Genomic DNA, 12,732 nt, shown 5'->3' on the forward strand with positions numbered 1-12,732 from the left:
GGCGGCGGGAGGGCGCGGGGCGCGGGGGGGTGCGGGCGGCGCGGGGGGGGGCCGGGCGGGCCGCGGCGCCGGGACCGGGCCGGGTCGCCGCGCGTCGACCCGGCCCACATCAGGTCACCAGATCTCGTTGACCCACTCGGGGTGGTCGATGAACGGGTTCCTGTTGTGCTGGTACTTGTCGAAGATCACCTGATTGCGGTGCTGCTCGAAGGCGTCCGGCGGGTCGGCCTGGCTCCACGCCTTGAGGACGGAGAGCTTCCCGATGTTCGGTGCCGAGCCGTTGTCGACCTTGTCGTTGGGCTCCAGGTCGGGGAAGCCGTCGTCACCGTCGTAGCGGACGGCCATGTAGAGGATCATCCGGGCGACGTCGCCCTTGACCGCGTCGCGGGGCTCGAAGGAGTCGTCGTCGGTGTAGTTGCCGGGTGCCTCACCGATCTCGGTGCCGCCGTTGTCGAAGTCCTTGTTGCCGCGGTCGCTGTTGACGGAGACGTCCTCGGGCCGCAGGTGGTGCAGGTCGGTGCCGGGACCGGTGGCGGTGCCGAAGTCGCCGTGGGACTTGGCCCAGACGTGCTCGCGGTTCCAGTCGTCCGGGTTGCCGCCGTGGGCGTCCTTGCTCTGGGAGCGGCCGGTGTAGAGGAGGATGACGTAGGACTTGTTGGCCGGGTCCTCGTCGGTGTCCTTGAGCGCGTCCCAGACCTGACTGTAGGTGAGCTTGCCGGTCTGGGTGGTGCTGACGATGCGGTGCAGGCTGTCCTTCAGCTCCTGCCCGGTCTTGCCGATGGCGTCCTGGTAGTACGTGTCGTCGTAGGCGGTGTGTGCCGCCCCGGATATCGCCGGCCCGCCGGATATGTGGGCGGCGGCCGCCGGGTGGGGGGCGGCGGGGGTCGCCGTGGCGGTGGCCGGGAGCTGGGCGGCCAGCGCGACGGACGCGGCCACGGCGGCCACGGCGAGCGCGGTACGGCGGCGACCTCTGCGGGTTGCACGGGTGATGTCCACGAAGGTGTCCTCTCCCCGAATGGTGGTACCGGGCCGCCAGTTGTGGGGGTACGGCCGATACCGGCCGTTGGGTGTACGGCCGGTGGGCAGCCTTCCACCGCAACAATTCCCACAGTGTGAACACCAGGGGGGAGTTGTGTGCGCAGGCCGTGAGGGCCGGGCCATTCGTGCCGGACGGCCCCGATTGTCGTCCGGCCGCACCGCCGGTTCCACGCCACCGGGCGGCCACCCACCGGACGGCGTGGCGTCCGGACCGGACGGCCGCCCGACGACCGGTCAGGCGCGCCGCAGCCCGAGCTCCCGGACACCGCGCTGATGTCGGCGACCGCGCGGGGGCCGGTCAGCAGGGCGAGGTAGCGGCCGGACACCGCGATGAGAACGAGGCTGTTGAGGACGGGCGTCCACATATCGCGCCGACCTTCTGCCGGGCACGTCGGGGTGCCGCCGCGGCCGGGCGGATCGGGTCCGTGCGGGCGCAGCCGCCGTCCGTACGGACTGCGGATCCGGGCCGGGCGGCCGACCATCGAGGTATGGCGGATTCCGCGGGTCCGGGGCCCTCCGGTGGTGCGCCGCCGGTGATCGCGCCGATGCTGGCGGTGCCGGGGCCGCTGCCCGTACCGGACGACGACTGGGCGTTCGAGGCCAAGTGGGACGGGGTGCGGTGCGTGCTGACCGTGACGGACGACGGGACCGTACGCCCGGTGTCGCGGGCCGGGAACGATCTGACGGCGGCCTACCCGGAACTGCTGGTCCCGGCGGGCGGCGTGCGCGGGCACACCCTTGTGCTCGACGGTGAGGTGGTGGCCCCGGACGCGGCGGGGCGGCCGGACTTCGGGCTGTTGCAACACCGGATGGGGGTGACCGACGCGCGGCGGGCGGCCCACCTGGCGCGGGAGACGCCCGTGCGGCTGGTCCTCTTCGATGTGCTGTACCTCGACGGCCGGTCGCTGCTGGCGGAACCGTACCGGGAGCGGCGCCGGGTGCTGAGCGGTCTGGAGCTGTCCGCACCGGCCTGGTCGGTTCCGGCCGCGCTGCCGGGGCACTCCGCCGAGGCGTGGGACGCGGTGGTGCGGGCCGGGCTGGAGGGCGTGGTCGCCAAGCGGCTGGATTCCCCGTACACGCCCGGTGCGCGGTCGGCGCACTGGCGGAAGACGAAGCGGGTGGAGACGCTGGACGTGGTCATCGGCGGCTGGACGCCGGGGCTCGGCGGGCTGCGGGGGCTGCCGGGGGCGGTGCTGGTCGGCACCGACGCGCCCGAGGGGCTGCGGTTCGCCGGGGCGGTCGGGTCGGGGCTGTCGCTGCGGGAGCGGCGTGAGCTGGCCGGGTATCTGGAGGTGCTGGCCCGCGCGGATCCGCCGTTCGCGGGGCCGGTCGGGGTGGCGGGCGCCCGCTGGGTCGAGCCGCGGCTGGTCGCCGAGGTCACGGCGTCGTCGTGGACGGACGCCGGGCGGCTGCGGCATCCGGTGTGGCAGCGGCTGCGACCGGACCTGACGCGGCTGGGGTGAGGGCGTGCCGACCGGGCGTGGTCACGCGGTACGGGGCAGCGGATGCGCGTGGTGGGGGTCGAGCAGCGGGGCGAACAGATCGCCGTGGCGGGCGCGGCGGCCGGCGATCTCGCCGAAGAGGAAGGTGAGTTGGGCGGGGTCGGTGCAGGCGGCGACCTCGTCCCAGGTGACGGGCGTGGAGACGGTGGGGGTGGCGCGGGCCCGCAGGGTGTACGCGCAGGCGGTGGTCTTGGCGGCGGCGTTCTGTGAGAAGTCGAGGAAGACCTTGCCGGGGCGCAGGTCCTTGCGCATCTTGGCGGTGACGAGCCCGGGGAGCGCGGCGGCGGCCTCGGTGGCGAGGGTCCGGGCGTAGGCGGTGGCGTGCTCCGACGGGGCGGGTTCGAGGGGGGCGAGCAGGTGCAGCCCCTTGGAGCCGCTGGTTTTGACGCAGCTGTACAGGCCGTCGGCGGCCAGCCGGTCGCGCAGCCACAGGGCGACGGCGCAGCATTCGACGAGGGTGGCGGGGGCGCCCGGGTCGAGGTCGAGGACGAGGCGGTCGGCGGTGCCCGGGGTGTCGCGGGTCCACTGGGGTGCGTGCAGTTCGACGACGAGGTTGGCGGCCCACACCAGGGAGGCGAGGTCCTGGAGCACCACCTGTCGGCGCGATGTCGCGGCGCGGGACGGGACCTCGCAGGTCTTCACCCATGCGGGGGTACCGGGCGGCACGTTCTTGGTGAAGAAACGCTCGCCGCCGGGCCCGTCGGGGTAGCGCAGAAAGGAGACCGGCCGGTCGTGGAGGTGCGCGAGGAGGGCGTCCGCCGTGGTGGTGACGTAGTGCAGCACCTCGCCCTTGGTGGTGCCGGTCTCCGGATAAAGGACCTTGTCAAGGCGGGTGAGCGAGAGACGCCGCCCCTCCACGACGGTTGTCGGCGACATACGATGAGAATCCCACACAAGGGATGAATGATGCGATCTGTATGGAATGGCGCCATTTCGTTCGGCCTGGTCAGCATCCCCGTGAAGACCTACAGCGCGACGGACCGCAGCACTTCGGTCCCCTTCGTCCGCATCCACGAGAAGGACGGCGGACACATCCAGTACCGCAAGGTCTGCGAGCTGGACGGCGAGGAGGTCCCCAACGAGGAGATCGGCCGGGGCTACCGGGCCACCGACGACGTGATCGTGCCGGTCACCGACGAGGACCTGTCCCATCTGCCGCTGCCCACCACGAAGACGCTGACCATCCTGGCGTTCCTGGACGCCGGTGAGATCGACCCGCTCCAGATGGACCGGGCGTACTACCTGGGCCCCAACGGCCCCACCGCCACCAAGCCGTACACGCTGCTGCGGGAGGCGCTGGAGCACCACGGCAAGGTCGCCATCGGGAAGGTGGCGATGCACGGGCGGGAGACGCCGGCAATGCTGCGGGCGCACGACGGGGCGATCGTGATGCACGCCCTGCTGTGGCCGGACCAGATCCGCTCGACGGCCGGGGTGGCGCCGGACGACGTGGAGATCCGCGACAGCGAACTGACGCTCGCCGAGACGCTGATGGACTCCCTGGGGGACCTCGACCCGGACGAGCTGCACGACGACTACCGCGAGGCGGTGGAGAGCCTGGTCGCCGCGAAGCTGGAGGGCGGCGAACCGGCCGCGCCGAAGACCGCCGGCGGCCCGGGCGGCCAGGTCATCGACCTGATGGCCGCGCTGGAGAGCAGCGTACGGGCGGCACGGGAGGGCCGCGGCGAGGAGACGGAGGCGAGCGAGGGGGCCGGGGGCGAGGAGGACGCGACCGTCACGCCGATCCGGGGCCGGAAGCGCGCGAAGAGCGGCACGGACACGAAGAAGTCCGCATCCTCGGGCGACGCCTCCGGCCGGAAGAGCGCCGCGGGCTCCTCGGGTACGTCCGGCCGGAAGCGGACGGCGGCGAAGACGTCGAGCAGCCGGACGAAGCCGGCTTCCGGGACCGGCAGTTCGGACCCGGGGGCGAAGAAGAGCACCGCGCGGAAGACCGCCGCGAAGCGTACGGCGAAGGGGGCCGCGTCGAAGAAGACCGCCGGGACCGCCACGTCGGGCGGCTCGGCATCGGCGGCCGGGGGAACGTCGAAGCGCCCGTCGGCATGAGCGGCGGGGCGGGCGGGTTCGGGCAGGGGGCGCGGAACGGCCGTCGGCCTCGGGCAGGGCTCCGGCGCCCCGTTGTCCCCCGGCGTTCTAGAGTCGGAACATGGCTTCAGACGAGGGGAACACCCGCATCGACAGCTGGATCTGGTCGGTCCGGCTCACCAAGACCCGGTCGCTGGCCGCGGCCGCCTGCCGGGCGGGCCATGTCCGGGTCAACGGCGAGCGGGTGAAGCCTGCCTACGCCGTGCGCACCGGCGACGAGGTGCGGCTGCGGCACGCCGGGCGGGAGCGGATCGTGGTGGTCTCACGGCTGGTGCGCAAGCGGGTGGGCGCGCCCGTCGCCGTGGAGTGCTACGTCGACAACACCCCGCCCGAGCCGCCGCGCGCCCAGGCGCCGGTCGCCGCGGTCCGCGACCGGGGCACGGGCCGCCCGACCAAGCGCGACCGCCGCGAGATCGAGCAGCTGCGCGGCCGCTGAGCGAGGGCGGCAGCTCACGGGCCGTCGAGCGCGTCCACGTACACCCAGGCGCCGTCCTCGCGGACGAAGCGGCTGTTCTCGTGCTGGCTGTCGGCCCGGCCGCGCCAGGCGGAGTGCGCACGGAACTCCACGGTGCCCTCGGCGTGGAAGGCGCTGCCGCCGGTGGTGCCGAGGATGTCCAGGCCGGTCCACCGCCGCTCGGCGTCGAGGTCCAGCGTGGCGGGGCGGGTCGAGGAGTGCCAGGTGCGCAGCAGGTACGCGGCGTCCCCGGCGGCGAAGGCGGCGTAGCGCGAGCGCATCAGCCGCTCGGCGGTCGGGGCGGCGGCATCGCCCCGGTGGAGCGGCGCGCAGCAGTCGCCGTAGACCGCGTCCCGGCCGCAGGGGCACGGGTCCACGGAGGCGAGGACGGGGCGGGCGACGGGACGGCGAGGCGCGCTCTTCGGCTTCTTCGGCTTCTTCGACACGCTTCGATTGTGCAGGTCCGGCGCCTGGGCCCGGCGGCGGGGCCGTGCCGCGTCCGGTCCGCCCGGACCGAGGACGGGCCGGCGCCCGCGGAACCGGGCCCGACCACCAGGCCGATTCCCCATACGCCCATATGGACGGATTCCACGACAAATCACTCTTTTGCGGCTTTTACTGGCTTGGTCCGTCCTGTGAGGTTGGAAGAACTCATGGTGACCGTCCCCACCTCCCAGGAGAGAACCCTCATGATTCTGTCCATTTCCGGCGTGATCCTGCTCGGCGTCATCGTCTTCCTCTTCTTCCGCAAGGACGGCCTCAAGGCTTCGCACGCCCTGGTGTGCGCGCTCTTCGGCTTCTACCTGGCGGGCTCCGCCATCGCCCCGAGCATCAAGGCGGGCGGCGCGAGCCTCGCCAGCCTTCTGGGAGGGATCCGGATCTAGAGGGTGTCCGTCCAGGCCCCGGCGGACGGTTCCCCCAGGGCGTGTCCCCCGCCGGGCCCGGCCCGGTGTCCGTAAGGTCGCGTCCGGCCGACGCCCCGCGGGCCCCGCCCCTTCCCCGCCACGGCGCGCGTCCCGCCCCGCCGTTCTCCGGCCCGGTGCTCCCGCCGGGCCGCCCACCGCCGCGTACGACACCCAGGAGACCGATGTGGCCCGGCGACCTCTGCCCCGCATCCTGACCGACCGCGCGCCGCTCACCCGTGGCCGTGAGCTGGCGCGCACCGCAGCCGACGGCGCCGGCGACATCTTCCATCCGCTGATCACCCTCAGCCGCGGGCTGCGCCGCCTCGCCGTCTCCGGCGGGCAGCGCTGGCGCGCCACTCCCCAGGACCGCCGGGCCCCGATGTGCTTCCTCATCGGCGCCTGCGTCCTGGTCGTGGCGCTGGCGCCGTACGGCCCGCTGCTCGGGCTGCTCGCGGTGATGGGCGCGGCCGCCTGGGCCGGACGGGACCACGCACCCGCGCCCACCGGCCCGGACGAGGCGGAGGAGGCCCGGCTCCGTGTGCTGTACGAGGCGCTCGTCCCGTACTTCGCCGGGGACGGCGACCCCGAGCCGCTGTACACGTACGGCGGTGACTGGACGGCGGCGTTCGACGCGTACGAGTTCGACGGCGACGACGGCCGGATCGTGCGGCTGCGGCTGCTCTACCCGGCGTACTTCACCGACGGGGAGGCCGCGGCCCGGGCCCGTATCGAGCAGGTGCTGCACGCGAAGTCGGGGCGCGCCCGGGAGTACCGCTTCGACTGGGACGAGGAGGCGAACACGCTGACGCTGACCGTCCTGGAGGCGCTGCCCACCGACATCGCGGCGCAGCGGTTCGTGACCGCGCCGGGTGAGACGGTGCTCGGCTTCACCGATCCGGAGTCGGTACAGCGGACGCTGCCGGTCACCGACGGCGAGACGGCGCGGGACGAGCCACCAGTGGTCTGGCGCACCGGACCGCGCTCGACCGAACCGCATCTGCTGATCCTGGGGCAGCCGGGTGCCGGCACCACGACGCTGCTGCGGTCGCTGGCGCTCCAGGCGTTGCAGCACGGCGATGTGCTGATCATCGACGGGGGCGGCACCGGCGAGTTCGGGGCGCTGGCCGGGCGCGGCGGGGTGCTCGGGGTGGAGAGCGGGCCGTCGGGCGCGCTGGCGACGCTGGCGTGGGCGGCGCAGGAGACCGAGCGGCGGCTCCTTGCCGCGAGCCGGGCGCGGCAGGCGGGCGAGCCGGCCCCCGACGACATCCGCCGCCCACTGTGGATCGTCGCCGACCAGCCCACCGCGCTGGCGCATCTGGCGGCCGCCGAGGGCCGCGACGATCCGCAGCGGCTCCTCCAGGTGCCGCTGCGGCACGGACGCGCGGCGCAGGTCACGGTGGTGGTGGCCGAGCAGTTCGACAGCGCCGACCTGCTGAGCGAGCCGGTACGGGCGCACACCCGGGCCCGGGTGGTGCTCGGGCCCGCGACGCCGGACGAGGTCCGCGCGGTGCTCGGCGCCGAACCGCACACCACGCCGACGCCGGTGGTGCCGCCCGGCCGCGGCTACGCCCGGCTGGGGGCGGGCCCGGTCCTGCGGCTCCAGGTACCGGCGACGCCGGACCCGTACGACGAAGCGACGGGCGAGGCGCACCGGCGGGCGGTGCTGGCGCTGCTGCCGGAGCGCACCGTGCCCGCCGGGGAGCGGCCGGCCGGCCGGCCGGTGCGGATGACGAAGACCGGCGCGCAGCCTGCCACCGGGGAGGCGTCCGGACGCGCCACCGTCGCCGAACCGGCGCCCGAAGCCGGGCCGCCGACTCGGGCGCCGGGCATGCCCGGCTCGATCACGGTCAACGGCACCATGCGGGCGGCGAACGCGGAGGGCTGACGCGCGCGCCCGCGTACGCACCTGCACCGCAGTGACCGGCTTGCCGGACCGCCACGGGATCAGCCCGGCCCGGCGCGTTTGGCCTCCTCCAGGCGGGCACCCCGCGCGCCCGCCGCCATCGTGGCCTCCATACGACGCTGCTCCCACAACTCGGCGTGCTGCCGCTTCAGTTTGCTCAGGAACGACAACTCAGCCCTCGCGTTTCCTGCGTGGTGACACCCAGACATGCTGGCGAATCCACTGTATGGCGGACGTACGACAACACCCGTCGCCACAACGGTGTACCGCTCCAACCACCGCTCCAACCACCGCTGCCATAACGGACACCCGGCTCTCGTCCTGGCCCACACCGCCGGTGCGGCAGCAAGGGTGTGGGGGGGCGGGTGTGCGGGGACGAGTGGCCCCGGGTCCCGACTGCAGTCACGGTTGAGGGCGCCTTCCGCGACGCCGACACCGCTCGCCCGGGTGGGGTCGGCTGCATGGGTGGCTTCGCTCGTGGAGACGTGGGGAGGGCCGGGCCCTCGGCGTCCGGATCGCCGCCGTACGAGGCCGAGGACCCCAGCGGCGTCAGCCTCTCCGCCGGGGGCCGTGCCACCCTCGACGGCCACGTCCCGCAGAGGGGAGAACCGACGCGCGGGCGTGGCGTAGGGACGGGGAAGCCGTCGCCGCGCGTCGACCGTCGGCAACCGTCCTCACACCCACAGCGACATGCACGTTTTGTCTAATTCTCACGTAATGCACTTGTTGGGGCTAAAGGTCCGACGTAGTGTCGATAGTGTCGCGGTGGAGACGTACCGTCGGGACGAACCGCAGAGAAGGCCCTGACGGGCGCGCCGAATCGCCACCAGAGCACGGTCCGGGAAAGCCGCGGCGGCATCCGATCACTGGAGGCAGAGATGACCTTCAAGGTGTTCTTCCCCCGCATCCGCAACGACCGTGGTGGACACGGTGGCGGCGGACACGGAGATGACGATTACGGTCGCGGCGGCCACGGCGATGACTTCGGCGGACGCGACGAACGTTATGGACGCGATGGCGGGGGCGGCTACGGCGGAGGAGGAGGCCACGGCGGCCGTCGGTAACCCTGTGATCCGTTGTCGCGGATTTCCCGATATCCGTTGACGACCACGTGACATGTGCTTCGGATCCACGGACCTGAGGCAGGGGCCGAGGCGGGCCCGCGCACACCGCGCGGGTCGGCCTCGCGAGCTGCCGTCAGCCGTTTCCCGCGGTCCTGCACACAGCGATCACCGCTGCGCAACGACCGCCGCGGCCGCGGCCGGAGGAAGCTGACGACCGTGCCGCGAAGATCCCCGACGGCCGGAAACACCGTCAACGGCCAGGAGCGCCGAATGGCCAACGACCGCCAGCCCGAAGCCGATCCGCCCGCCTCCACCGCCGCACCCCTCGCCGAGCCCCCGGAGGCGTCTCGCCCCTCCTCGCCGCCCCCCCAACTTCCCGGCAACGCGCCCATTCTGACGCGTCACGTCGGCCCCGTGGAGGCGTTCCACCGCTTCTGGCCGCTTACCCGGGGCGATCGCCGCTGGCTGCTGACGGTGATCGGGTGCGCCGTCGTCGCCGCCCTCGCCGAGACCGCCGCGATCCTGCTCTTCGCCCAACTCACCGACCAGGCCCTGGCAAAGGGCTCGGTCAGAGCCTTCTGGAGTCCCGCCGGCAAATGGCTTGCGGTGGCGGTGATCGGCGCCGCCGTCGGCTATCTCGGCAACTCCCTCGCCGCCTGGATCGCGGAACGCTTCCTGCTGCGCCTGCGTGGCCGTGTGTTCTCCCATCTCCAGACGTTGCCGCCGCACTTCTTCCAACGCAATCGCCGCGGCGACCTGGTGGAACGGCTGACAGGCGACATCGACGCCATCGAACGACTCGTCGTCAGCGGTGTGGTGGGCGCCTCCGCGGCCGTCTTCTCCACCCTCTTCTACGCCGCCGCTGCCCTGTGGCTGCGCTGGGAACTGGCCCTCGCCACCTTCGTCGCCGCCCCCCTCTTCTACTTCGCCACCCGCCGCTTCGCCGGGCGCATCCGCCAGGTCACCCGCCGCCAGCGGGCAGCCGACGGCGCCCTCACCTCCGTCGTCGAGGAAACGCTGGTCAACGTCGTCCTCACGCAGGCGTACAACCGTCAGCGCGACGAGGAAGAACGCCTGGTCAGGGAGGCCCGCCGCTGGCTTCGCGCCTCCGTCACCAGCGCCCGCCTGGGCGCTCTCTACGACCAGTTCATCGAGATCCTGGAAACCCTCTGCGTGCTGTCCATCATCGGGCTGGGTGCCTGGGAGATCTCGGCGGGCCGGCTGACCCTCGGGCAGCTCCTCGCCTTCGCCGCTTTCATCGGCTACCTCTACCCGCCGATCCGCTCCCTCGGCCGCCTCGGTCTCACCGCCACCGCCGCCACCGCCGCCGCCGACCGGCTGCTGGAAATCCTCGACGCCCACCCGGCCGTCGCCGACCCACCCCGGGCACAAGCAATCCCCCTCCCGCACCGCGCCCACGGCGAACTCCGCGTCGACGGCGTCACGTTCCGCTATCCCAGCTCCCCCCACCACAACGCCCTCAGCTCCCTCACCTTCACCGCACACCCCGGCGAGTTCGTGGTCGTCACCGGCCCCAGCGGCGCCGGCAAGTCCACCCTCGCCGCCCTCCTCCTCCGCTTCTACGACCCGGACACCGGCACCATCCACCTCGACGGGATCCCGATCGACCGCCTTCCCCTCGCCGACCTCCGCCGCAACATCACCCTGCTCCCCCAGGAGACGCTCGTCCTCCACGACACCATCGAGCGCAACATCGCCTGCGGCCGCGATGACCCCACCCCCAGCCACGACGAGGTCACCCGGGCCGCCCGGGCCGCCGACGCACACGGCTTCGTCACCGACCTCCCCGACGGCTACGACACGGTCATCGCCCCCTCCACCGCCGCCCTCTCCGGCGGCCAGCTCCAGCGCGTCGCCATCGCCCGCGCCATGCTCCGCGATGCCCCGGTCCTCATCCTCGACGAGCCCACCACCGGCCTCGACACCCTCGCCACCCAACGCATCCTGGCCCCCTTGCACCACCTCGCCGCCGGCCGCACCACCCTCGTCATCACCCACGACCTCGACCTGGCCACCACCGCCGACCACATCCTCGTCCTCAACGACGGCGACCTCACCGAATCCGGCACCCACCCCCAGCTCCTGGCCCGTGGCGGACTGTACGCGCAACTGTTCGAAGGGCGGGCGTGAGCGAGAGCGACCGGTGACGGGGTACAGCGATGCCGGTGGTGACGGTGAGATCATCCGTGCACCGCTGCCGACGAGCACGGCGGGCCCGGTGCCCGCCGGCCTCAGGCGACCAGCGTCCGCACCGCCTCCACCCCGGCGGTGTGGCCACCGGCGACCAGCCGTGCCGCGTTCGCCAACCGGTCGGCCGCCTCCTCCGCGACCGCGCCGCCGACCGTGAACGGCAGCCGTACGTACCCCTCGAAGGCGCCGTCGACGCCGAACCGCGGCCCGGACGGCACCCGGACGCCCAGCCGCTCCCCCGCCTCGGCGATCCGGGAGCCGGACAGGCCACCGGTGCGGACCCAGAGGGTGAGGCCGCCGTGCGGGACGGTGAACTCCCAGTCGGGCAGCGCGCGACGGAGCGCGCCGACGATCGCGTCGCGGTTGCCGCGGGCCTCGTCGCGGCGGATGGCGACCGCCTCCTCCCAGCCGCCGGACTCCAGCAGCGAGGCGATGGCGAGCTGTTCGAGGACGGGTGAGCCCAGGTCGGAGTAGGCGCGGGCGGCGACCAGGCTGCGGATCAGATCGGGCGCGGCGCGCACCCAGCCGATCCGCATCCCGGCCCAGAACGCCTTGCTGGCCGAGCCGACGGTGATGACGGAGCTGCCCGCCGGGTCGAACGCGCAGACCGGGCGCGGCGGTTCGGGATCGTCGTCCAGCCGCAGTTCGGTCATGGTCTCGTCGACGACGAGGAGCGTGCCGGCCGCGCGCGCCGCGTCGACCATGCGGCGGCGCTGGTCCTCGGTGGCGAGGGTGCCGGTGGGGTTGTGGAAGTCGGCGACGACGTACGCCATGCGGGGCGCCGCGTCGCGCATCACCTGACGCCAGGCGGGGATGTCCCAGCCGCCCAGCCGCTCGGTGAGCGCCACCGGCACCAGCCGGGCACCCGCGTCCCGCATCAGCTGGAGGATGTTGGCGTACGACGGGGAGTCGACGGCGACGCGTTCGCCGGGGCCCGTGCAGAGCTTGCAGATGGCGGCGACGGCGCCCATCGCGCCCGTCGTGACCATGATCTGCTCGGGCATGGTGGGGATGCCGCGGGCGGTGTAGCGGTCGGCGAGCGCCTGGCGCAGGACGGGCAGGCCCGCCGGGTAGTCGCCGTGGGTGTGGGCGTAGAGCGGCAGGTCGGCCATGGCGCCCTGGACAGCACGGGTCAGCCACGGCTCGGGCGCCGGAAGCGCCGCGCACCCCAGGTCGATCACGGAACCGCCGGCCTCCGGCGGCAGCGGCTCCAGCCCGCGGGTGGGCAGCGGATTCCCGGCCGGTACGGCCGTCCAGCTGCCGGAGCCACGGCGGGACTCCAGGAAGCCTTCGGCGCGCAGCGCCTCGTAGGCGGCGGCGACGGTGGTGCGGCTGACGCCGAGGGCGCCGGCCAGTTCGCGTTCCGCGGGCAGCCGGGCGGCGACCGGGACCCGCCCTTCGAGGACGAGCAGGCGCACGCCGTCGGCGAGGCTGCGGTAGGCGGGCAACCGCCGCCCGGTGACGGTCAGTTCGGCGTCCCTGGGGTCCTGCGACCGGAGCAGCCGGGCGAGCTGGTGAGCACCCACCGCCGAAGTCCACTGCGCCATGATTG

General features: G+C 73.6%; 12 protein-coding genes. 6 read left to right on the forward strand and 6 right to left on the reverse strand.

Going from position 1 to position 12,732, the window contains the following annotated elements:
* Positions 1–114: 114 nt before the first annotated feature.
* Positions 115–990 carry an endonuclease I family protein gene (locus ACFWWQ_RS26005; protein ID WP_384600802.1) on the reverse strand — a complete coding sequence of 292 codons (876 nt, stop codon included), beginning with the start codon at positions 988–990 and terminating at the stop codon, positions 115–117.
* A 536-nt stretch (positions 991–1,526) separates the two neighbouring features.
* Between ACFWWQ_RS26005 and ligD (ACFWWQ_RS26010) the strand changes: the two genes are divergently transcribed.
* The gene (gene ligD, locus ACFWWQ_RS26010; protein ID WP_384600739.1) at positions 1,527–2,501 is read left to right on the forward strand and encodes a non-homologous end-joining DNA ligase; all 975 of its coding nucleotides are present in this window, start codon (positions 1,527–1,529) and stop codon (positions 2,499–2,501) included.
* A 21-nt stretch (positions 2,502–2,522) separates the two neighbouring features.
* Here the strand turns inward: ligD (ACFWWQ_RS26010) and ligD (ACFWWQ_RS26015) are convergent, their stop codons facing one another.
* Positions 2,523–3,416 carry a non-homologous end-joining DNA ligase gene (gene ligD, locus ACFWWQ_RS26015; protein WP_384600742.1) on the reverse strand — a complete coding sequence of 298 codons (894 nt, stop codon included), beginning with the start codon at positions 3,414–3,416 and terminating at the stop codon, positions 2,523–2,525.
* 30 nt (positions 3,417–3,446) lie between these two features.
* Between ligD (ACFWWQ_RS26015) and ACFWWQ_RS26020 the strand changes: the two genes are divergently transcribed.
* Both ACFWWQ_RS26020 and ACFWWQ_RS26025 read left to right on the forward strand, forming a co-directional pair.
* Positions 3,447–4,604: a Ku protein gene (locus tag ACFWWQ_RS26020; RefSeq protein WP_384600804.1), complete on the forward strand. Its 1,158-nt coding sequence runs from the start codon at positions 3,447–3,449 to the stop codon at positions 4,602–4,604.
* Between the two features lie 100 nt (positions 4,605–4,704).
* Positions 4,705–5,079, forward strand: a complete 375-nt coding sequence (locus tag ACFWWQ_RS26025; RefSeq protein WP_384600745.1) for an RNA-binding S4 domain-containing protein — start codon at positions 4,705–4,707, stop codon at positions 5,077–5,079.
* 14 nt (positions 5,080–5,093) lie between these two features.
* On the opposite strand, the gene ACFWWQ_RS26030 is transcribed toward ACFWWQ_RS26025, so the two are convergent.
* Positions 5,094–5,543: a YchJ family protein gene (locus ACFWWQ_RS26030; protein WP_384600749.1), complete on the reverse strand. Its 450-nt coding sequence runs from the start codon at positions 5,541–5,543 to the stop codon at positions 5,094–5,096.
* 243 nt (positions 5,544–5,786) lie between these two features.
* Here ACFWWQ_RS26030 and ACFWWQ_RS26035 point away from each other — a divergent pair, with 243 nt between their 5' ends.
* Positions 5,787–5,981 carry a hypothetical protein gene (locus tag ACFWWQ_RS26035; protein WP_143944557.1) on the forward strand — a complete coding sequence of 65 codons (195 nt, stop codon included), beginning with the start codon at positions 5,787–5,789 and terminating at the stop codon, positions 5,979–5,981.
* Positions 5,982–6,186: 205 nt separating this feature from the next.
* Entirely contained in the window at positions 6,187–7,887 is a 1,701-nt protein-coding gene (locus ACFWWQ_RS26040; protein ID WP_384600752.1) for a hypothetical protein, read from the forward strand.
* 59 nt (positions 7,888–7,946) lie between these two features.
* On the opposite strand, the gene ACFWWQ_RS26045 is transcribed toward ACFWWQ_RS26040, so the two are convergent.
* Both ACFWWQ_RS26045 and ACFWWQ_RS26050 read right to left on the reverse strand, forming a co-directional pair.
* Complete coding sequence (locus ACFWWQ_RS26045; RefSeq protein WP_384600755.1) at positions 7,947–8,075, reverse strand: hypothetical protein; 129 nt, start codon at positions 8,073–8,075, stop codon at positions 7,947–7,949.
* Positions 8,076–8,768: 693 nt separating this feature from the next.
* A complete protein-coding gene (locus ACFWWQ_RS26050) occupies positions 8,769–8,954 on the reverse strand; it encodes a hypothetical protein (protein ID WP_384600758.1) in 186 nt (61 codons plus the stop codon).
* Positions 8,955–9,239: 285 nt separating this feature from the next.
* Here ACFWWQ_RS26050 and ACFWWQ_RS26055 point away from each other — a divergent pair, with 285 nt between their 5' ends.
* Positions 9,240–11,120 (forward strand): ABC transporter ATP-binding protein, encoded by a 1,881-nt coding sequence (locus ACFWWQ_RS26055; protein ID WP_384600761.1) that lies wholly within the window; start codon positions 9,240–9,242, stop codon positions 11,118–11,120.
* 101 nt (positions 11,121–11,221) lie between these two features.
* Here the strand turns inward: ACFWWQ_RS26055 and ACFWWQ_RS26060 are convergent, their stop codons facing one another.
* A complete protein-coding gene (locus tag ACFWWQ_RS26060) occupies positions 11,222–12,727 on the reverse strand; it encodes a PLP-dependent aminotransferase family protein (RefSeq protein ID WP_384600764.1) in 1,506 nt (501 codons plus the stop codon).
* Between the last annotated feature and the right edge of the window lie 5 nt (positions 12,728–12,732).

Origin of the sequence: Streptomyces sp. NPDC059080 (genome assembly GCF_042739975.1) — a bacterium.
In the GTDB taxonomy this organism is placed as follows: domain Bacteria; phylum Actinomycetota; class Actinomycetes; order Streptomycetales; family Streptomycetaceae; genus Streptomyces; species Streptomyces benahoarensis.

Bases quoted from the DNA above. Each gene is read 5' to 3' on its own strand.
- ligD (WP_384600739.1), top strand. From the start codon at position 1,527: ATGGCGGATTCCGCGGGTCCGGGGCCCTCCGGTGGTGCGCCGCCGGTG.
- ligD (WP_384600742.1), bottom strand. From the start codon at position 3,416: ATGTCGCCGACAACCGTCGTGGAGGGGCGGCGTCTCTCGCTCACCCGC.
- ACFWWQ_RS26020 (WP_384600804.1), top strand. From the start codon at position 3,447: ATGCGATCTGTATGGAATGGCGCCATTTCGTTCGGCCTGGTCAGCATC.
- ACFWWQ_RS26025 (WP_384600745.1), top strand. From the start codon at position 4,705: ATGGCTTCAGACGAGGGGAACACCCGCATCGACAGCTGGATCTGGTCG.
- ACFWWQ_RS26035 (WP_143944557.1), top strand. From the start codon at position 5,787: ATGATTCTGTCCATTTCCGGCGTGATCCTGCTCGGCGTCATCGTCTTC.
- ACFWWQ_RS26055 (WP_384600761.1), top strand. From the start codon at position 9,240: ATGGCCAACGACCGCCAGCCCGAAGCCGATCCGCCCGCCTCCACCGCC.
- ACFWWQ_RS26060 (WP_384600764.1), bottom strand. From the start codon at position 12,727: ATGGCGCAGTGGACTTCGGCGGTGGGTGCTCACCAGCTCGCCCGGCTG.